Origin of the sequence: Actinoallomurus bryophytorum, from assembly GCF_006716425.1 — a bacterium.
GTDB lineage: Bacteria > Actinomycetota > Actinomycetes > Streptosporangiales > Streptosporangiaceae > Actinoallomurus > Actinoallomurus bryophytorum.
Genome location: NZ_VFOZ01000001.1, coordinates 5274461 through 5294253, shown reverse-complemented (window position 1 = coordinate 5294253; position 19793 = coordinate 5274461). Strand labels below are relative to the sequence as shown.

The 19793-nt window shown below is 70.1% G+C and carries 16 protein-coding genes, 1 tRNA gene and 1 pseudogene; 7 read left to right on the top strand and 11 right to left on the bottom strand.

All coding sequences use genetic code 11. The features are described from left to right. Positions 1 to 218: 218 nt before the first annotated feature. Positions 219 to 295 (top strand) — tRNA-Arg (locus FB559_RS24855). A 116-nt stretch (positions 296 to 411) separates the two neighbouring features. Here FB559_RS24855 and FB559_RS24850 read toward each other — a convergent pair. Beyond that, positions 412 to 1035 carry a DUF3592 domain-containing protein gene (locus FB559_RS24850; protein WP_141958131.1) on the bottom strand — a complete coding sequence of 208 codons (624 nt, stop codon included), beginning with the start codon at positions 1033 to 1035 and terminating at the stop codon, positions 412 to 414. 115 nt (positions 1036 to 1150) lie between these two features. Continuing rightward, the gene (locus tag FB559_RS24845) at positions 1151 to 1987 is read right to left on the bottom strand and encodes an AfsR/SARP family transcriptional regulator (protein ID WP_141958129.1); all 837 of its coding nucleotides are present in this window, start codon (positions 1985 to 1987) and stop codon (positions 1151 to 1153) included. Between the two features lie 257 nt (positions 1988 to 2244). Between FB559_RS24845 and FB559_RS24840 the strand changes: the two genes are divergently transcribed. From FB559_RS24840 to FB559_RS24830, 3 genes are read left to right on the top strand one after another with little or no spacing between them, the layout of a single operon-like run. Next, the gene (locus FB559_RS24840; RefSeq protein WP_185792385.1) at positions 2245 to 5889 is read left to right on the top strand and encodes an nSTAND1 domain-containing NTPase; all 3645 of its coding nucleotides are present in this window, start codon (positions 2245 to 2247) and stop codon (positions 5887 to 5889) included. A 25-nt stretch (positions 5890 to 5914) separates the two neighbouring features. Further along, the gene (locus FB559_RS24835; RefSeq protein ID WP_141958124.1) at positions 5915 to 6568 is read left to right on the top strand and encodes a hypothetical protein; all 654 of its coding nucleotides are present in this window, start codon (positions 5915 to 5917) and stop codon (positions 6566 to 6568) included. Beyond that, the gene (locus tag FB559_RS24830) at positions 6565 to 9111 is read left to right on the top strand and encodes an NACHT domain-containing protein (RefSeq protein WP_141958123.1); all 2547 of its coding nucleotides are present in this window, start codon (positions 6565 to 6567) and stop codon (positions 9109 to 9111) included. Before FB559_RS24835 ends, FB559_RS24830 begins: the two co-directional genes overlap by 4 nt. Positions 9112 to 9121: 10 nt before the next feature. Here FB559_RS24830 and FB559_RS24825 read toward each other — a convergent pair whose 3' ends face one another. The 3 genes and pseudogenes from FB559_RS24825 to FB559_RS24815 all read right to left on the bottom strand — a co-directional run bounded on the left by FB559_RS24825 (position 9122) and on the right by FB559_RS24815 (position 10337). Next, positions 9122 to 9580: a hypothetical protein gene (locus tag FB559_RS24825; protein WP_221640173.1), complete on the bottom strand. Its 459-nt coding sequence runs from the start codon at positions 9578 to 9580 to the stop codon at positions 9122 to 9124. A 145-nt stretch (positions 9581 to 9725) separates the two neighbouring features. Next, positions 9726 to 9860 (bottom strand): annotated as a pseudogene (locus FB559_RS24820) (aldehyde dehydrogenase family protein); the annotation flags it as partial. A gap of 18 nt (positions 9861 to 9878) precedes the next feature. Next, positions 9879 to 10337 carry an anthrone oxygenase family protein gene (locus FB559_RS24815; protein ID WP_141958118.1) on the bottom strand — a complete coding sequence of 153 codons (459 nt, stop codon included), beginning with the start codon at positions 10335 to 10337 and terminating at the stop codon, positions 9879 to 9881. 103 nt (positions 10338 to 10440) lie between these two features. On the opposite strand from FB559_RS24815, the gene FB559_RS24810 reads away from it, so the two are divergent. After that, positions 10441 to 11184: a TetR family transcriptional regulator gene (locus tag FB559_RS24810; protein WP_221640172.1), complete on the top strand. Its 744-nt coding sequence runs from the start codon at positions 10441 to 10443 to the stop codon at positions 11182 to 11184. Positions 11185 to 11434: 250 nt separating this feature from the next. Here the strand turns inward: FB559_RS24810 and FB559_RS24800 are convergent, their stop codons facing one another. Beyond that, entirely contained in the window at positions 11435 to 11866 is a 432-nt protein-coding gene (locus tag FB559_RS24800; protein WP_141958116.1) for a DUF6069 family protein, read from the bottom strand. 239 nt (positions 11867 to 12105) lie between these two features. Further along, positions 12106 to 13014, bottom strand: coding sequence for an MMPL family transporter (locus tag FB559_RS24795; protein ID WP_221640171.1), 909 nt, complete (start codon positions 13012 to 13014; stop codon positions 12106 to 12108). A gap of 392 nt (positions 13015 to 13406) precedes the next feature. On the opposite strand from FB559_RS24795, the gene FB559_RS44100 reads away from it, so the two are divergent. Beyond that, positions 13407 to 13550, top strand: coding sequence for a hypothetical protein (locus FB559_RS44100; protein ID WP_185792384.1), 144 nt, complete (start codon positions 13407 to 13409; stop codon positions 13548 to 13550). 106 nt (positions 13551 to 13656) lie between these two features. After that, on the top strand, positions 13657 to 14241 hold the full coding sequence (locus FB559_RS24790; RefSeq protein ID WP_246122009.1) for an HD domain-containing protein: 585 nt from the start codon (positions 13657 to 13659) through the stop codon (positions 14239 to 14241). Between the two features lie 30 nt (positions 14242 to 14271). Here the strand turns inward: FB559_RS24790 and FB559_RS24785 are convergent, their stop codons facing one another. From FB559_RS24785 to FB559_RS24770, 4 genes are all read right to left on the bottom strand, one after another. After that, entirely contained in the window at positions 14272 to 15312 is a 1041-nt protein-coding gene (locus FB559_RS24785; RefSeq protein WP_141958108.1) for a family 2 encapsulin nanocompartment cargo protein polyprenyl transferase, read from the bottom strand. Positions 15313 to 15324: 12 nt separating this feature from the next. Next, on the bottom strand, positions 15325 to 16740 hold the full coding sequence (locus tag FB559_RS24780; RefSeq protein ID WP_141958106.1) for a family 2B encapsulin nanocompartment shell protein: 1416 nt from the start codon (positions 16738 to 16740) through the stop codon (positions 15325 to 15327). Between the two features lie 112 nt (positions 16741 to 16852). Further along, positions 16853 to 18265 (bottom strand): family 2B encapsulin nanocompartment shell protein, encoded by a 1413-nt coding sequence (locus tag FB559_RS24775; RefSeq protein WP_246122008.1) that lies wholly within the window; start codon positions 18263 to 18265, stop codon positions 16853 to 16855. 165 nt (positions 18266 to 18430) lie between these two features. Next, entirely contained in the window at positions 18431 to 18694 is a 264-nt protein-coding gene (locus FB559_RS24770; RefSeq protein ID WP_185792383.1) for a hypothetical protein, read from the bottom strand. Positions 18695 to 19793 lie beyond the last annotated feature (1099 nt).

Here is a 19793-nt window from a genome sequence, read left to right as displayed (position 1 = left end):
TGGTGACCGTCTGTCACGGGCGCAGTGAAGCCGGGTCGACCTCGGAGTCAACCGAAAGCTCCGACATGTCGCCGGATCGTGACGCATCGCCGCAGCTCCAAGGGATACGACAGCGACGGTCCCCGTCAGACCGTCGCGCCCCGAACAGCCTGTGGCGCTTACCGGCCACCGGCATCACATCAACGCTCCGGAGTCCGTACACTCAGATCGATCGACCGGCGCCCATAGCTCAGCCGGATAGAGCATCGGACTTCTAATCCGACGGTCGGGGGTTCGAATCCCTCTGGGCGCGCCACCCTTGCGCTGGAGCAGGAAACGACTGACCTGCGGGTACGCACCCCGAGCCTTCCACGACATATCCGGCACTGTCCGCTCACATCGATCGTCTGTGCCGAATGCGTGCCAGCCTCGTTACGGCACCGAGGTGTCTCTTCTCCCATGGAGATCATCGCCCTGGCCTGGTGACAGGCCGCCGGTGGCCACGTCATCTTGGCTCTCGCGCTTGCGCCAAGCCCACCGGGCCAGGGCGACCGCTCCGGCGATCGATGGCCCGAGCAGGCCCCACACGCCCACGTGGGTCTCGACGGGCAGGCCGAACAGCAAGGCCCCCGCCGCGACGCATAGGAAGAGCGCACCGACACCGATCATGGCGATATGGGTCCGCACGACTGTGTGAAATCCCGACACCGCGAGCACTTCCTGCGGCTTGTGCGGATCGTAGAAGACCTCGATGGCCTCACCCACGCCGGGAGGCTCGTCGCGTCGGACCGGGTGCCTGACTCTCGCCTCGACCTGACCGCCGTCGGCCGTTACGAAACGAACCACCGGCTCAGTGTTACGGCGGCGGATCGGGATTTCCCGAAACCCGAAACGTATCGTCCGCAGCCCACCCACTACGACGGCTTCAACGTGCGGACCCTGCCGATACAACTTCCACTCTTCACGGAGGCCCGTCGATGCTCCGTAGAGGCACACGAATCCCCAGATCCCGAAAAGAACCATGTACAGGTCGTGGACCCAGCCGTGGACTTCCATGCATGCTCCTGTCGGCGGAGTGGTGACTGACGACGGAGCGGGGTAGGTCCACCGTCCACGCCTGTCTGCGGCGACGCAAGCAGTATGCCGAATACACGCCCGAGCGCGACCTCGTTCAATTCACCTGGCATGGGCAGACCTGGCAGCGTCGGGAAATGGTCGGCGGATTCGGTGTCCTTCGTGACAGCAGGTCGATATGGATCCGCTGCAATGTCGGATCGGGATCCACGCCGAGGTCAGTGGCGATCCGTGCTCGCATGGTCTCGTACCGCGCCAGCGCGTCGGCCCGGCGGCCCGAGCGGTCGAGGACGACGAGCAGCCGCGCCCACAACGACTCGCGCAACGGGTATCGGGCCGTCAACTCGCACAGTTCCACCACCAGGTCGCCGTGGCGTCCCGCGGAGATGTCCAGGTCGAGCCGCCACTCCAGCGCGGTCAGATAGCGTTCGAGCAGCCACGGGGCCTCCGACTCCTCCAGCCGGCCGGACGGGACGCCCTCGAACGGCGTTCCGCGCCACAGGTTCAGTGCCTCCACGAGCCGCGCACGTCTCGCCGCGGTGTCGGGTGCGGCGGACGCGGCGTTCACCAACCTGACGAACCGCAGGGCGTCGACGCGTTCGGGGTCGGTGCGCAGGACGTATCCGGCGGGCGTCGAACCGATCGCCTCGGCCCCGAGCGCACTCCGCAGCCGTGCCATGTAGGTCTGCACGCTTCGACGGACGTTGCCGGGTGGGTCCTCGTCCGCCCACACCCCCGTCGCCAGGTGACCGACCGACACGACCTGGCCGGCCGACAGCGCCAGCACCGCCAGTACGGCGCGCAGCCTGCCCGCCGTGAGCGAGACCGGGCTTTCGTTCACCGCCACGTTGAAAGGTCCGAGTAAACCGACGGACAGTTGCCATTCGTCCAGGTCGCGGCTGGACGCCCTGATTTCCGCGTTGTGCGTGTTCATATGCCCCGAGATCCATGCGTGGTGTCGACGGCGGTCCCCTGCGCCTTCACCGATCCCTCCGCCTACGAGATCCGCACGCCCATCGAAGGTGCGTTGCGGCTGTTCCAGCAACAGGTCGGACGAATCTGAACGGGATCGGACGATACGCAGGCCGACCGCGGCGTACGGATCGTTGTCCGCCAGGACCCGCGATCGGCGTCTCCTCCCTTTTCAGGCGCAATTGATCAAAGTTGCGACGACTGGTCAGAATGAGGGGCATGGGCGACGGGGACGGACACGACCGGTCATCGACGAGGGGTGGCGCCACGCTGCCGCCGTCCCGCGACGATGACACGTGCCCGTACCAGGGCCTGGCGCCGTACGAGGCCGACAGCACCGCGTTCTTCTTCGGGCGTGCGCGGGCGACCCGGGACCTCCTTGGACGCCTGGGGCCCCGGCTGGAGGACGGCGGAACCATCCTGCTGGTCTCCGGCGCCTCGGGCGTGGGCAAGTCGTCGTTGCTACGGGCGGGACTGATGCCGGCCATGGCGAAGGGGATGCTGCCGGTCGCCGGGTCGGAGCACTGGCCGTGCCGGCTTCTCACGCTGACATCGAGGCCGCTGACGATGCTCGCCGGCATCTTGGCGGAGGTGTACGGCGAGCGCGCCGAGACGGTACGGGAGCGGTTACGCGAGGAGCCGCACCGGGTTCCGCCCGGGCCTTCGGAACGCCGCCTCCTGCTGGTGGTCGATCAGTTCGAGGATCTGTTCTGCCTGGTCACCGACGAGGAAGAGCGTCAGGCGTTCGTGAGAAGCCTGCACGCTCTGGCGGACGCACCGCACGGAGCCGGAGTGGTCATCGGCGTGCGCGCGGACTACTGGGACCGATGCGCGGCCTACCCGCAGTTCGCCGAGGCCATCCAGGACGGGCAGGTCATCGTCGAGCCGATGACCGAGGAGGACCTTCGGCTGGCCATCACCGGCCCCGCGGCCGCCGCGGGAATGGAGATCGAGTCCGGTCTGGTGGAGACCATCCTGGGCGAGCTGCGCGCCGAGCGGTCCGGCGGGGACCGGGACGAGGCCGGGACCCTGCCCCTGCTCTCTCAGACCCTGCTCAACACCTGGGAAAGACGCGAGAAACGCCTGCTGACCATCCGGGGATTCGAGGAGTCGGGCCGGGTTCGCGACTCCGTGCGCCGTACGGCCGACGCGATCCTCGAGGGGATGCCGGCCGAGGACCGCAAGACCGCACTGAGGATCTTCCGGCGGATGACTCTGATCACTGCCGGCGGCCGGGCGGTACGGCGCAGGGCGACGCTGGACGAGATCCATGCCGCTGCGTCCGCGCGTACGCCGGAACGGCGGGACCGGGTCGAGGCGCTGCTCTTCGCGTTCGCCGCCCAGCGCCTGGTCACCCTGTACGAGGACACCGCCGAGATCGCCCACGACGCGCTCCTGATCGCCTGGCCGACCCTCCGGCAGTGGCTCGAACCCGACCTGACCGCGCAGGCGGTCTACGACCAGCTCGTCGAGGACGCCGCGGAGTGGGCCGAGAACCACCGTGACCCGGCCTTCCTCTATCGCGGAGCCCGGCTGCTGTCCGTGCAGGACGCCCGGTCCCGCTGGAGCCGCGACGCCGACAGCTTTCCGCCGCCCGGCCCCACCGTGGAGGGCTTCGTCGCCGCGTCGGCACAGGCGGCGCGGCGAGCAGGCCGCCGCCGGGGTCTGGTCATGGCCGGTCTGGCGGTGCTGTCGGCTCTCGCCCTTGTCGCGGCCGGCGCCGCAATCGTCGCCGCGGGCAATGCCGATCACCAGCGGCGCCTGGCGGTGTCCCGTCAGCTGGCGGCGCAGAGTGAGGTGGCCGGCGATCCGGAGACCGCCGCGCTGCTGGCCGTGGCCGCCTGGCGTACCGCTCCCACCCCGGAGGCCCGTGTCCGCATGCTCGACGTAGCGGCGCGTCCGGACCGGGGGACCTTGTCCGGACACGGCAGACCCATCACCCAGCTGGCCTTCGGCCCTGGTGGCTCGGTCGTCGCCGCCGGGAGCGATAACGGGCTCGTGTCGCTGTGGGACGTCGCGTCGCACCGGGCACTCGCCCCGCCGATCGTCGCCGCGAAGTCCGGGTGCTCGGCGGGCTTCGCCCTCGCCTTCAGTCCCGCGGGGAAGGTCCTGGCCACGGCCTGCTACCGGTCCCTCCAGTTCTGGGACGTGTCCACGCATCGGCCGCTGGGCCCCGCGCTCGACACCGCGGAGTCGGTGGAGGCGATGGCGTTCAGCCCGGACGGACGGGCTCTCGCGACCTCGGGCTACGAGGGCACCACGCAGGTATGGGATGTGGCCGCACGCCGTCAGAGCGGGACGACCATCGGCCGTCCCAACTGGTCGAACGGCGCCCAGGCCGTCAACGCGGTGGCGTTCAGCCCGGACGGGAAACGCCTGGTCACCGCCGGAGCCGACGACACCGCGCGGCTCTGGGACACCGCCACCCACCGCCAGGTCGGGGACGCGTTCACCGGGCACACGGGCGATGTTCGCGCCATCTCCGTCAGTCCTGATGGGACCACTCTCGCCACCACGAGTGCGGACGGGACGGCGCGGATGTGGAATCTCGCCACCCACGACCAGGTCGGCGAAGCCCTGCGGGATCCGGACGGCAGGGGTGCCTTGCGCGGCTTCCACGACGTGGCCTTCAGCCCGGACGGGAAGAGAGTCATCACCGCGGGGGCCACCGGCTTCACCCGGCTGTGGGACCCCGCCGATCTCCGGCCGGTGGGTCCCGCGCTCGCCGACGAACGGCAACCCGTCGAGCACGTGGCGTTCAGCCCCGACGGGAGACTTGTCGCGGGTGCCGGCGAAGACGGCGTGGTGTTGCTCTGGGACCCGGCGATCCACCGGCAGGCCGGCGCCACGATGTCCGCCCTCTCCGACGTCGTCTTCAGCCCGAAGGGAAGAACCCTGGCCGCCGCCGGTCCCCGGACGGATGCCGGTTCGAGCGACGCGGATCTCGCCGTACGGCTCTGGGACGTGGCGACCCAGCGTCCGGTCGGCCGCTATCTGCGATCCGCGGACGGTCCCGCGTCCTATGTCCACGCGATGCGGTTCAGTCCCGACGAGAGGACGCTCACCACGGCGAGCACCGACGGCACCGTACGGCTGTGGAGCACCGTCACCCAGCGTCAGATCGGCACTCCCGTCTATTCGAACAGGGACGACTGGAGGGTGACCCTCAGCCCCGATGGCAGGCTCCTCGCGTTCCAGCATGGTCTTTCCATCGGGTTCTGGGACGTCGCGGGCCGCCGCGAGACGGGACCCCGCATCACGGTGCCCGGCCGCCTCATCTCGGCGGTGGCGTTCAGCCCCGACGGCTCCACGGTGGCCGTGGCGGGCGACGATCGCGCCGTGCGGCTCTTCGATGTGGCGTCCCGCCGCCGGACCGGGGCCCCGCTGCCCGGCGCCACCGATGGTGCGGGCCCCGACGATCTGGCGTTCAGCCCGGATGGCCGCACCCTGGCCACCACAGCCGCGAACGGCACCGTACGGCTGTGGGACGTCGCGCGTCACCGTCCGATCGGAGCGGCACTGACCGGCCACACCGACGCGGTCTACGCGATCGCGTTCAGCCCCGACGGCACGACTCTCGCCACCGGCTCCGCGGACGACACCCTGCGGCTGTGGGACCTGCGAACCCATCGTCAGATCGGGCCATCTCTGACCGGCCACACCGGCGCCATCGAGAGAGTCGCGTACAGCCCGGACGGACGCACGGTCGCCACCGTCGGCAACGACCGGACCGCACGGCTGTGGAACGTCGCCCTCCCCGCGGATCCCGCCGCCACGGTATGCGCCGACGTGGGCCGCCCCCTCTCGCGTGCCGAGTGGGAGCGCTACATGCCGGACGAGAGGTATCGACGAATATGCCCATGACGCCCCGCTGACGGACGGACCCAGGATGTTCCTTCGAGGTTTCCGGCGACGGACGGGCAAGCCCGTCCCGGAACTCGTCACGTTGTTCCGCTCGACCATCGACGGCGGCCGCCAGGTCCATCCCATCGCGGCCGACTTCCTGGAGCACTTCATGGACGGTGCGGGCGCCTCGAGGAGGATGTCGCCGCGCTGGCTCCGCTCGTTCCGGGTGATCAAGAAGGCCGAACGCCGCAACCAGCGCCGGTTCGAACGGCAGCTCGCGCGGGAGGCGAAGCTGCTTCGCGACGGCACGTCGACCTGGTTCCACGATCGGTGGGACGCGCGGATCAACGCGTTCATCGGCACGGAGCTGTTCTACGTCAGCAGGATGAGCCTGCTGCGCTCGGAAGGCTCGTTCGTGCTGAACCGAGCCGGAGCGGAGGTGCGGGTGTCCGGCACCGTCCGCCACCACTGGTTCGACCCCTATGACTGGGACCGTGGCCGATGGGTCTACATCCCACGGCACGGCTTCGTGCCCATCGCGGTGGGGCGTGAGCTGGTCGAGGCCGACGAGGCACGCAACTTCCTGATGGAGTCGCGGCATGTCCAGACGCTGCGGGGAACGTCCCTGGACCGCCCGTGGCCCCGGCGCGGCCGGACGGCGTTCGCGTGGTCGTCGGTGAGGACGAAGCACCGATGACCACGAGCCGGCCCTGTCCGCCCGACCCCGCCGAGGCCCGCACCGCGACGGACTTCGTCCGGTCGCTGGTGCGGCTCAGGCAGTGGGCGGGCGAGCCGTCGCTCAGCAGGCTCCGGTCCCTCGGCGGCCAGGCGGTGGCCCCGGACGGGACCACCGTCGACGTGTTGCCCAAGAGCACGACGTCCCACGTCCTGCGGCAGACCGACAAGCTTCCGCGGTGGGACTTCGTGAAGGCGTTCGTCACGGCCTCCCTCCGCTACTGCGACTATCCGGCCGAGCAGATCCCCGGCGAGCTCGAACGCTGGCGGGCGGCCAGAAGCGCCCTGGCCGGGCCGGTCGTCCGTACGGCGTCCGCGACGGACACCGAGCAGGGAACAGCGGACGCACCGGCAGAGGCCGGTCCCGGTAGATGGCCTGGGAGGGATCCCGCCGCCGAACTGCTGGCACGGCGGGTGGCCCGCGAGGAGGACAGGGCGCGTAAGGGACTGCTCGGCGGCTACAGCATCGCGCCGGTCTCCTTCGGGCCTTCCACCGACACGATCGCGAGTGCCGACCTGCACTCGATCGGCCGGTTCTTCAGCGGCCTGCGTCCCCAGCGCCTGCTGGTCGTGGGCGACTCGGGGGCGGGCAAGACGGTGGCCGCCATCGAACTGGTGCTGCACCTGGTGGAGCCCTTCATGACCGGGACGCCCGGGCGGATCGTGCCGGTGCGCCTGAACGCGGCCCGATGGACCCTCGGAAGCTCGTTCGAGCCATGGCTGGCCGAGCAACTGGTGCGGGACTTCGGGCTCTCGGCCAAGGACGCGACCCGGCTGGTACGGGACCGCCGGGTGCTGCCGGTGCTGGACGGGCTGGACGAACTGGACCCCGAGCCGTCCATGGGCCCGCCTCGCCGGGCGATCGGACTGCTGGCCGAGCTCAACCGGTACAGCGACCTGTCCGGACGGGGGCCCGGGGCCGTCGTCGTGACCTGCCGCACCGGCCGTCACGCGGAGCTGTCCGAGGCCCGGGCCGGCCTGGACGACGCCGCACGGATCCATCTTCACGACCTGAGCACCGAACAGATCAGCGTGTACCTGCACGCCCGGTGGCCCGACGGCCATCCCTGCGGTGAGCACCGTGACCGCATCCATGCCGCGCTGTCCGGAACCTCGATGATGGCCGTCAGGACCGCCCTCGCCACTCCGTGGCGACTGCTGCTGACCGTCACGGCCGTGGAGTCCGGCGCCGACCCGGCCGAACTCCTCCGTGCCGGCGACGACGATGTTCACAAGGCGGCGGCACGGATCACCCAACGACTGCTCGACGCCTACGTACCGGCGGCGACCGGCCTCAGCCCCCGTACCGGCCAGGGCGCGGCGTACGACCCCGGACAGGTTCGGTCGTGGCTCGTTCAGCTGGCCGCCCACCTGCGATGGCAGGCCGTCCACGCCGCCGAGACGGATCGGCCGCCGCCCGGCATGACCGCGATCGACATCGTCCCCCACCTGCTGTGGCCGATCGGCGGCCGGCGCCGGGTACGGGCGTTGCACGGCCTGTGCTGCGCGGTCTTCGCGGTCATCGCGATGGTGGCCTTCTGGGCGGGGGCGGCCGTCGACCGGCTGGGCGACCTGCGCAACGGGCTCACCGGTCGGCAGGGGCTCACCGTGGCGCTCATGGCCGGGTGGGTCTGCATCGCCACCGGTCTGGCGCTCTCCTCATGGCCGGCCGCCGCCGGCGGGAGAGCCAACGTCTCCCACCGATCGCGCATGATCGGGGGGGTGCTCGGCGCTCTGGCGGGCGGGCCGGTCGGAATACTCGGCGGCCTGGCCGGGCTCGCGCTGACCGGAGGCAGGGTCTTCGGGCCGGTCTTCGCCGTCGGCGCGGGAGCGGGAGGCGGGCTGGTGTTCGGTGCGCTCGCCGGGCTGACCGCCGCCGGGCGGCGGGGAGCCGGGCGCATGACCGTGGCCGAAGCGGTCCGTGCCGCCCCCGTCGCGCTGCTCGGTTTCGGACTGTGCGGTGCGCTCACCGGACTGCCGCCACTGCGGCTCGCACACGCCGGTCCACTGCCACTGGCCGTGGGCGTCACCGGCGCCTTCGCGCTGGCGTTCGCACTCGGCGTCGTCTTCAGGATCGCCACCGGCGGCTGGAGCAAGGACGTGGAGCTGGCCCACCCGCGCGAGGCCCTCCAGCGCAACCCCGCCATCGGTGTCGCCTTCGGCCTCATCGGCGGCGTGGCCGCGTTCCTGGTGTTCGTCATGAACCAGGGCATCGGCGAGTCGGTGGCCTGCGCGCTCGTCGGCGGCGTGACCTTCGGCCTGGCCTTCGGCGCGATCGCCTGGTGCCGCACCATGATCGGTTTGGTCGTCGCCGCCGTACGCGGCCTGCTCCCGCTGCGGTTGTGGACGTTTCTCGACTGGGCCTGCGAGGCCCGGCTCCTGCGCATCAGCGGCGCCACCTACCAGTTCCGGCACCGCGAACTCCAGGACTTCCTCACCCCCGCCGAGGACGACCCCAGGGGGTTCGCATCCGACGCGAACCCCCTGGGCCACCGATCCGGGTAGGTCGACGGAGCTACTGGGGGCAGGGCGAGTCAGGCAGCGTGTTGGTCTCGCTGTAGATGTCCCCGTCGCTCATCCAGCCCCACACGCCGTTGTCGGCCTGGGTCCACTCCCATCGGTTCGGGTGCGGGCCGTTGTTGCTCCTGCGGCCCTCCTTGCGGCACTTGAACCAGCTCGTGGTGGTGTACATGTAGCCGACCACCGTGGGGTTGTCTCCCCGTGAGTAGACCGGCGCCCCGTACCTGTTCTTGCACCACCAGAACGTGCCGGAGAACCAGCAGGACTCCACCTCCCGCGCCCCGGGCTGGGACTGCGCGGACGCCGAGGTGGCGGTCTTCGCTGTCGTCTGCGTGGCGGCGTGCGCCGCGGGAGCGCTCATCGACAGTGCCGCTCCCGTCGTGATGGCACCGGCGGCGATGGCCAGCACCAACGATCTCTTACCTGCCGTCGGTGCCGTTCGTGTTCCGAGCATGTCGGCGGTTCCTTTCTGACGAAGGGAGGAGTGTGTGCCCGCACTCCTGGTGACGCCCTCAGTCAAGGCCCCGGCGCCTTCAGATCTGCTTCAGCCGTGCTTCACCCTCGCCAAGGTCAGGTCGACGCGGATCCAGCCGGGGCCGTCAGCGTAGGAGGGCCTTGGTCTCCAGGTACTCCTCGATGCCGAGGCGGCCGAACTGGACCGCCTCGTCCTCGTCCTTGTAGGGCAGGATCGTCAGGACCGGACCGAAGATCTCCTCCTGGCCGATCACGGAGCCCGGGTCGACGCGGGCGGGCTAGGGAAGCTGGACTCCCACGGCGGTCAGGAAGAGCGCGAAGGCCGCGACCGCCGCCGAGGTACGTGCCGTGTCCAGCCGCTCCCAGCGGCGGATGGTCTCTTTCCAGTCCGCGGGCGGGGCACTGGCCTGCCACTTGTCCAGGATGGCGGCGTTGATGGGGACGGTGCCCGTGAAGGTGGCCAGGGTCCACCCGAGCATCGCGGCCATGGCCGCGCACTGGATGGCGAAGCCGCTGCCGCCTCCGTTCCAGATCGTGACGGCGATGCCGGTCAGCATCGCCGGCAGGTAGACGCCGGGAACCACCAGCCGCAGCGTACGGATCAGGGCCTGGCGGAGCCGGATCGACGGTTGCAGGTCGAGAGTGCCGATGGCGGCGCGTACGCCGAAACGGACCACGAACTCCGCGCCCGCCAGCATGCCGGCGAAGAACAGGTTGATGAGCTCGAGAATGCGCACGATGGTCCCTCAACCCTGTGACCGGTCCGACGTCGGAGTAAAACTACTGTCACTATAATTTTATAGTAGCAGTAATTGTAGGGCGTAGGACTATTCTCTGAGCGTGAGTGCACGAACGGTTGACTGGGCCGCGTTCCGAGCCCCCAGGGGTCCGGCACCCAGTCCCGAGGGGCTGCGTGAGCGCAAGAAGCGCGCGATGCGCCGGCAGCTGACCGACACCGCGACGGAGATGTTCCTGGAGCGCGGCTTCGACGCCGTTCCCATCTCGGAGATCGCCGAGGCGTGCGGCGTCTCGGAGAAGACGGTGTTCAACTACTTCCCGACCAAGGAGTCGCTGGTACTCGACCTTCCGGACACGGTGATGGCCGTGCTGCGGACCGACCTGGCCGAGCCGGACAGGACGCCCGTCGAGGCGGTGCTGCGGATCCTGGCAGAGGATCTGAACGCCATGATCTCCTGGCTGGAGGCGCAGGACGACAAGGCCTGGGCCAGCGCCGCGGTCCGGCGCTTCAGTTTGCTGATCATGTCCACGCCCTCGCTGCGCGCCCACCAGCGCGAGATGCTCGAACGTCTGATCGCCGTGGCCGCCGAGGTCCTGGCCGAGCGAGCCGGGCTCGGCCCCCAGGACCCGGAACCCCAGATCGCCGCGACCGCCCTCCTCGGCCTGTGGCCCGTGCAGTTGCACGCCTGGGGCAAGTACCTGGACGGCATCCGCACCCCTGCACAGGTCCGCGACGCGATCACCGCCGATGTCCATCGCGCGGCCCGGCTCCTCGAGACCGGGCTGGCCACGTTCGCCGACAACGCCCGGCCCCCGAACGCCACGGACACCGCCGTCCGGACCTAGGACGTATCTGACAGGTGGTGCGGGTCGTCTCCGTTGAGGTCATCGCCGCTGGGTGCGGCGAGGTCGGCCAGGTGAGCGGCGCACGGTCGACGGATTCCTGAACCCAGCCGGTGCCATCGATCGCGCCCTGGATCCCCGGATCCGCCGGCACCGCGAACACCCTCTCGGCGGGCACGGCGATGGCCAAGGTGGCGCTCACGCTCTCCTGGTCCACGGTGTGCACGCTCTTTGGCGAGTTCCTTGGCAAGGGTCAGGCGGACAGGCGGCGGGTGATGGCCGGGATCACGATCACGGCGGCGAGCAGATGCGTTGACATGAGCAGCATCTTGGTGGCTCCGGCTGCGTCTGCGGCCAGGTCGGGTATCAGTGACAGCGCGGTGAGGGTGATCGTGGTGCGGACGAAGACGGTGCGCGGGCGGTGGACCGTGCGGGTCAGGATGAGGGCCAGGGCCAGGCCGACCGTGGAGAAGATGACGGTCAGTACGGCGAACCCGGATACCGGGATCGGCCCGCCGCCGACGACCAGGCTGATCCCCGCGGCCTTACCCACCGCGGCCAGGGTCGCGGTCGCCGCCGCGGCGAGAGCCGCCGCGGTCAGGCCACCGAAGATCAGCGACTTGGCAGGGGCGGCGGTGGCGGTGGCGGTCGTCGTGGTGGCGGTCGGGGTGGTGGTGACGGACATGGTGAGCCTCCGGTGAGCGGCGACCGGCCCGTTGCCGGCCTCTCACCTTGGCTACGAACAGACCCGGCCCCATTCGACACCACCACGAAAAAAAATCAGAAGACGGACTCACCCGAGTGCCGTCGCGCTGCCAGGGCGCCGACTCCCGGTAGGCGCGCCTCCGCGATCGCCGGCGGCGGACGGCGATGTGCCGTACGCCGCCGGGTGACTCGCCGAGCCGTCGTTCGGTCCTCGTGCGGTCAGGACAGAGCGGGCTCGTACTCGTCCGAGACCGCACCGGGCACGACGGTGGTGTCGGGCCTGAGGGGTGACGGCTCGACCCGCAGCACCTTGGCCACGGATGCCGGGAGCCACCAGTTGTACTTGCCGAACAGCGAGACCAGGGCGGGCACCAGCAGGGCGCGGACGACGGTGGCGTCGAGCAGGATGCCGGCGCCGAGGGCCGTGGCCATCACCTTGATGTCGGTCTGGTTCGTCGAGGCCAGGGCCGCGAAGGCGAAGAACAGGATCAGGGCCGCGGAGGTGACCAGCCTGCCGGTGCGACCCAGGCCGTACTCCACGGCGTAGGAGGTCGAGCCGTTACGGTCGTACGCCTCGCGCATGCGGGCCAGGATTAACACCTCGTAGTCCATCGAGAGCCCGAACAGGAACGCGAAGATGAGGACGGGGAGCCAGAACGTGATCGCTCCGGTCCCGGCGATCCCGAAGACCGCGTTCGAGCCGTGTCCGTCCTGCCAGAACCAGGTCGAAAGCCCGAAGACCGCGGCCACGCTGAGCACGTTGAGCACGACCGCCTTCAGGGGCAGCAGGATCGAGCGGAAGGTCCGTACCAGCAGCAGGAACGTGACCAGGGCGATCAGCCCGAGCACGTACGGGAAGTTGTCGTAGACCGCCTTCTGGTAGTCGATGACGGTCGCGCCCTGGCCGGCGATGCCGTCGTAACCGGGCAGGTCCCTGGTCGCTTTGCGGACGGCGGTCACCGTCGCCACGCTGGACTGGTCCAGCGTCTCGTGGTCGGGGACCACGACGATGTCCGTGACGCCGCCCCGGCCGCGAGCCGCGACGATCGCCATCCGTACCCCGTCGACCTTCCGTGCCGCGGCGGCGAGGGCCTGGGCGTCCGCGCCGGGCTTCACCAGGAGGTTCATCGGGGTCAGGATCCCCGTGCCGACCCCGTTGTCGCGCAGCGAGACCAAGGTGTCGTGGGCGGCCCCGTTGCGGGCCAGCGCGTCAGAGCCGGTCTGGCCGATCTGCAGGCCGAAGATGGGCGCGATCGCCAGGACGAGTGCGACCAGGGCGGTTCCGGCGGCGAGCGCCGCGAGGCGCCGACCCTCACCATCAAGCCCCGACGGGCGGAGGCCAGAAAGGCCCCGCCGCAGAACGCCGAACCCGACGGCGTGGCCCTCACTCCGCCGGCCGTTCCCGGCCTGCGGTCACGACCAAGGGCCGGATCCCCTGCACGCCGGGACGCCCGCGACGGTACGGCCACCACGCCGGTAAGCCGGGCCGGCGGGAGATGGAACGCCGCCGCGGCGAGCAGATGGCGTACCCGACTTTCCGAACCCTGCTGCGCGGCGGCTCCATCCCGGCCAAGCTGTCCCCCGTGGAGGCCGTCGTACGGGTGCCCGACGACCCCACCGAGGACCGCGGCGGCGGGCCACGGCCCGGCGCCGGATCGCTTTGAACGGCTCCCCCGGTGCCGGCGGGCGACGGGCTCGCGGCCGGGCCTGCCCACGCCGGAAGTCGCTGACACGGACAGACCGGTCGCCAACGTGCTGGAGGTGAGCTCTGTGGCTCTGGATCGAGCCCTAACGGAGTCCGGTACGCCCACGCTGCGGGCGCTGCCGGACCAGGTGGAGCTTCTCCTCCGCCGCCTCGACGTGCCGCCGCGGCTGGCGGCGCACCTGCGAGCCGTGCACGACGTCGCGTACCGGCTCGTCGACCTGCTGGGCCGCCGGTATCCCGGCGTGCGGATCGACCGGGAGGCCGTCATCTACGGCGCCGCCACCCACGACATCGGCAAGTCCGTACGTACGGGAGAGCTCTCCGGGCCGGGTTCGGCCCACGAGGAGATCGGCTACCGGCTGCTGCTCGACCATGGAGTGACGGAGCGGCTGGCTCGCTTCGCCCGTACCCACGCCGAGTGGGCCGGGGCCGACATCGCGTTCGAGGATCTCCTGGTGAGTCTCGCCGACAAGGTCTGGAAGGGTAAACGGGTGCCGGAGCTCGAACAGCTGATCGTCGACCATCTCGCGGCGGCCTCCCGGCAGGAGCCCTGGGAGGTGTTCATGACGCTCGACGACATAGTCGGCGAGCTCGCCGAAGACGCGGACCAGCGGCTCGCCTTCCAGTCGCGGCACCCCGTCACGCCGTGACCCACGGAGTGAACGCGGCCCGGCGGCCGTTCAGTGGTCTCGATCGGTGACCAGGCGGGCGAGCGTCTCGAGCTCCCGTGCCGGGCGCTCCACCGGGGCGATCGACCACAGCTGACACAGCGCGTCCGCCAGCAGTTCGTCGGCCTTCCGCCGGCACCAGACGCGGCCCCCGGCCAGCTCGATGAGCTCGGCGGCGTCCATGAGCTCGTCGTCGGACAACGGCGCGTCCCGGTGGTACAGCGCCGCCAGCGAGTGGCCGGCCGGAGTGTCCGAGGTCAGGGCGGCGACCACCGGCAGCGACTTTTTGCGGTGGCGCAGGTCGGAGTGGATCGGCTTGCCGGTGACCTTGGGGTCTCCCCAGATGCCGAGCAGGTCGTCGACGAGCTGGAACGCGAGGCCCAGGCGCTCGCCGAACACGCGTAGGCGGCCCGCGTGGTCCGGACGCCCGGCGAACCGTGCGCCCAGCTCGCACGCGCATCCCAGCAGGGTTCCGGTCTTTCTCTCCGCCATGGTCAGGCATTCGGGCAGGTCGACGTCCGCGCGGGTCTCGAAGGCGATGTCCGCGCTCTGGCCGTCGACCAGGTCCTGTACGGCGGCGCTCAGCCGCCGCATGCTCTCCGTGGCGGCCGGGTGCTCGCTCCCCGCCAGCACGTCGAACGCCAGCGTCAGCAGGGCGTCACCGCCGAGGATCGCGGCGCCGACCCCGAACGCGGCCCACGTCGTGGGACGGTGCCTGCGGGTACGGTCGCCGTCCATCACGTCGTCGTGCAGGAGCGAGAAGCTGTGCACGAGCTCGATGCCGGCCGCGGCGGGCACGGCCACGGACGGCTCCGCGCCCACGGCCTCGGCCGCGAGCAGGGCGAGCGCGGGCCGGATCGCCTTGCCTCCGGCGGCGACGTCGGTCGGGTCGCCTCGCTCGTCCCACCAGCCGAAATGGTGGCCTGCGATCAGCCGCATCGAGCCGGGCAGCGTGTCGACGGCCGAACGTAATGCCGGGTCGACCATGCCGCGGCTCCATGCGAGTACCTCGCCCGCCGTACGGGCCGTTCGCGACTCACTGGTGGTGGTCATTCGCGCCTCTCGTCAGCGGGAGATTTCGATGTTCTCGAGTACGCCGAGCGCGTCGGGGACGAGGACGGCGGCGGAGTAGTAGGCGCTGACGAGGTAGGAGATGACGGCCTTGTCGTTGATCCCCATGAACCGCACCGACAGGCTGGGCTCGACCTCGTGCGGGATGCCGGTCTGGTGCAGGCCGATGACGCCCTGGTCGTCCGCTCCGGTCCGCATGACGAGCATCGAGCTCGTACGGCCACCGGTGATGGGGATCTTGTCGCACGGGAGGAGCGGCACGCCGCGCCAGGTCGTCACCGAGCGGCCGTGCATCTCGGCGCTGTCGGGATGGATGCCACGCCGGCTGCACTCGCGCCCGAACGCCGCGATGGTCAGCGGATGGGCGAGGAAGAAGTGTGACTTTCGGCGCCGGCTCAGCAACTCGTCCAGGTCGTCGGGGCTGGGCGGCCCGGTACGGGCGTGGATGCGCTGCTTGAGGTCGGCGTTGTGGAGCAGGCCGAACTCACGGTTGTTGACCAGCTCGTGCTCCTGCCGCTCGCGCAGCGCCTCGATGGTCAGCCGCAGCTGCTCCTTGAGCTGGTCCATCGGGCGGTTGTAGAGGTCGGCCACTCTCGTGTGGACCTGGAGGACGGTCTGGGCGACGCTGAGCTCGTACTCCCGAGGCGACAGTTCGTAGTCCACGAACGTCCCCGGCAGCACCGGCTCTCCGACGTGACCCGACGCCAGCGCGATCTCGGCCTCGCCCTGTCTGTTCCGTGGCGGCTTGGGGGCCGCGCGGAGGCGTTCGAGGTGGGTGCGGAGTTCTTCGGAGGCTTCGGTCAGCTCGTCGAAATCGTCGCGGGACAGCGAGAGAACGGTGCAGTGGGTGGCGGCTCTGGCGGTGAAGTCCCACGTGTCCTGCGACCCCGCCAACGCCCGATCACCGAAGTAATCACCATCCGCCAACACCCCCAAAACAATCTCATCACCATACTTACCAACACCAACCCGACTCACCCGACCATGGGCCACCAAAAACACCTGATCCGCAGGCCGACCCACCTCCACGATCACATCCCCGGCATCAAACTCCTGCTGCACAAAACGCCCCGCCAAAGCATTCAACGTCCCCTCATCACCAAACCCCCGCAACAAAGGAAGCTCACACAACTCCGGCGCGACAACACGCACCTCCGAACCCACCGAAGAAAAAGACACCCGCCCATCCCCCACCGCATAACTCAACCGCCGGTTCACCCGATAAACCCCACCCGACGCCTGAACCCACGGCAGCATCCGCAACAACCACCGCGACGAAATCCCCTGCATCTGCGGCGCCGACTTCGTCGTCGTCGCCAAATTACGCGCCGCCGCCGTACCCAAACTCAACGGCGAACTCTCAACACCAATACCCGACTGCGCCGACTCCGTCACGACACACACCACCATTCCGTGCTCGTACCGACCAAGAAATTGCCACCGCGATGACTTCGAGCGGGCATGGGCGCGGAGCAGCACGCCTATCTGACCCGGCGGGCTGCTCCGCGCCTTCGGTCACCCGTTAATCGCGCGTGGATGCGGTTTCTACGTTTTCGAGGATGCCGAGCGCGTCCGGGGTGAGGACGGCGGCGGAGTAGTAGGCGCTGACGAGGTAGGAGATGACGGCCTTGTCGTTGATCCCCATGAACCGCACCGAGAGCCCGGGCTGGTATTCGTCGGGGATCCCGGTCTGGTGCAGTCCGATGACGCCCTGGTCCGCCTCACCGACGCGGAGGAGCATGATCGAGCTGGTCTGGGTGTCGCTGACCGGGATCTTGTTGCACGGGAAGATCGGCACGCCGCGCCAGGCGGGCACCCGGTTGCCGGCCACGTCGATGCTCTGCGGGTAGACGCCACGGCGGCTGCACTCTCGCCCGAACGCCGCGATCGCGCGGGGATGGGCCAGGAAGAACGCCGGGTCCTTCCAGACCGTGGCCAGCAGCTCGTCCATGTCGTCCGGGGACGGTGGTCCGGTGCGTGTGTAGATGCGCTGCTTGAGGTCGGCGTTGTGGAGCAGGCCGAACTCACGGTTGTTGACCAGCTCGTGCTCCTGCCGCTCACGCAGCGCCTCGATGGTCAGCCGCAGCTGCTGCTCGATCTGGTCCATCGGCTGGTTGTACAGATCCGCCACTCTCGTGTGGACCTGAAGCACGGTTTGGGCGACGCTGAGCTCGTACTCCCTCGGCGACAGCTCGTAGTCCACGAACGTCCCCGGCAGCACCGGCTCACCCACATGGCCCGACGCCAGCGCGATCGCGGCCTCGCCGTGCTCGTTCTGGTCACCGGCGGGGCCGGCGCGGAACTGCTCCAGGTGAGTGCGCAAGGTGTCGGACTGGTCGACGATCTCCTGGAAGACCATCCCGGAGAGGGTCAGGACCGTGCAGTGGGTGGCGGCTCTGGCGGTGAAGTCCCACGTGTCCTGCGACCCCGCCAACGCCCGATCACCGAAGTAATCACCATCCGCCAACACCCCCAAAACAATCTCATCACCATACTTACCAACACCAACCCGACTCACCCGACCATGGGCCACCAAAAACACCTGATCCGCAGGCCGACCCACCTCCACGATCACATCCCCGGCATCAAACTCCTGCTGCACAAAACGCCCCGCCAAAGCATTCAACGTCCCCTCATCACCAAACCCCCGCAACAAAGGAAGCTCACACAACTCCGGCGCGACAACACGCACCTCCGAACCCACCGAAGAAAAAGACACCCGCCCATCCCCCACCGCATAACTCAACCGCCGGTTCACCCGATAAACCCCACCCGACGCCTGAACCCACGGCAGCATCCGCAACAACCACCGCGACGAAATCCCCTGCATCTGCGGCGCCGACTTCGTCGTCGTCGCCAAATTACGCGCCGCCACCGTACCCAAACTCAACGGCGAACCCTCAAAACCAATACCCGACTGCGCCGACTCCGTCACGACACACACCACCATTCCGTGCTCGTACCGACTGGGGAAACCGACGGGTGCAGGAATTCAACGGCCGGCCTTTAGGCTCGACCTTGAATTACACCTTTGCTCGCAATCGACGTTACGTTGCGTGTCCCTTTGATCACAATAGGCAATCGCGGGTTCGGCGACACTTTACGGAGCGGCGGCGAACGCCACGCCCGCCCCGGCCGCGATGACGACGACCAGGACGATGAGGACCGTGAGCGTGGCCAGCGGGTTCTTCTTGTGGGGTGGCAGGCCGGCGGCCTCACGGGCGTCCGCACGGCGGCGCGCGGATGCCGTCGGCGGCGGGGGCGGCTGACGCCGTGCCGGCGCGGGCGGCACGGCACGGGCCGCGTTGGGCGCCGACGCGGCGGGGGCCGGACCGGTCGGCGGCCGCGTGGGTGCGGGCGGCACCGGCTTGGGCGGTGGGGTGGGCGAGGGGGGTCTTGGCGATGGCGGCTTGGGCGACGGCGGCCGGGGCGAGGGGGGCTTGGGAATCGGAGGGGGCGCCTGACGGGCACAGAGCCCCGGACCGACACGCGCCCGCACCCGCACGATGCCCAGCACGCCGAGATCGACGCACAGCGGAGGCCCGAGACCGACGCCGACGGACAGAAGCGACGAGGGCGACACGTCCGCCTGGCCTCCCGAAGCCGCAGACCCCACGTCGGCGCCGACGTACAGCAGGCTCGACGACGGCGGCACCTCCGCCAGACCCCCAGGATCCGAAGACCCCACGCCGGCCCCGACGCGCACGAGACTCAACGACGGCGACGTACCCGGCGGGCCTCCCGGATCCGAAGCCGCAGTCCCTGCGTCGGCGCCGACGTACAGGAGCCTCCACGACGACACCTCTGCCCGACCCTCAGGATCTGAAGACCCGACGCCGGCTCCGACGTGCGCGAGACTCCACGACGGCGGCACCTCCGCCCGACCTCCGAGGTCCGAGGCCACAGGCCCCACGCCGGCGCCGGCGTGCACGAGACGCCGCGACGGCGAGACACCCGCCTGGCCTCCCGGATCCGGGGCCACAGGCCCCACGCGAGCGCCCGCACGCAGAGGGCTCGACGGTCGTGACGGGCGGGCCTGGTCGCCGGGATCCGGCGTCGGAGTCCCCAGGCGGGCGTCGGCGTGCACGGGACTCGACGAGGACGCCACACCCCCGGGATTCGAAGGCGCAGACCCCACGCGCGCCCCGACATGCAAAAGGCTCGGCGGCGACGGACTCCCACCGGCCTGACGTCCGGGATCCGAGGCCACAGGCCCCACGCGGGCACCCTCGTGCAGAAGGTTCGACGGCCGTGACGCGCGGGCCTGGGGGGCGGGATCCAGCGTGGGCGTCCCCAGGCGGGCATCGACATGCGCGCGACCCGACGACGGCAGCGCATCCGACCCACCCCCAGGATCCGAAGCCGTAGGCCCCACACGAGCCCCGGCACCCGCGCGACCCAAGGACCGCGACGCATCCGCCCCATCCCGGGGATCCGAAGCAGCGGGCCCCCCACGAGCCCCG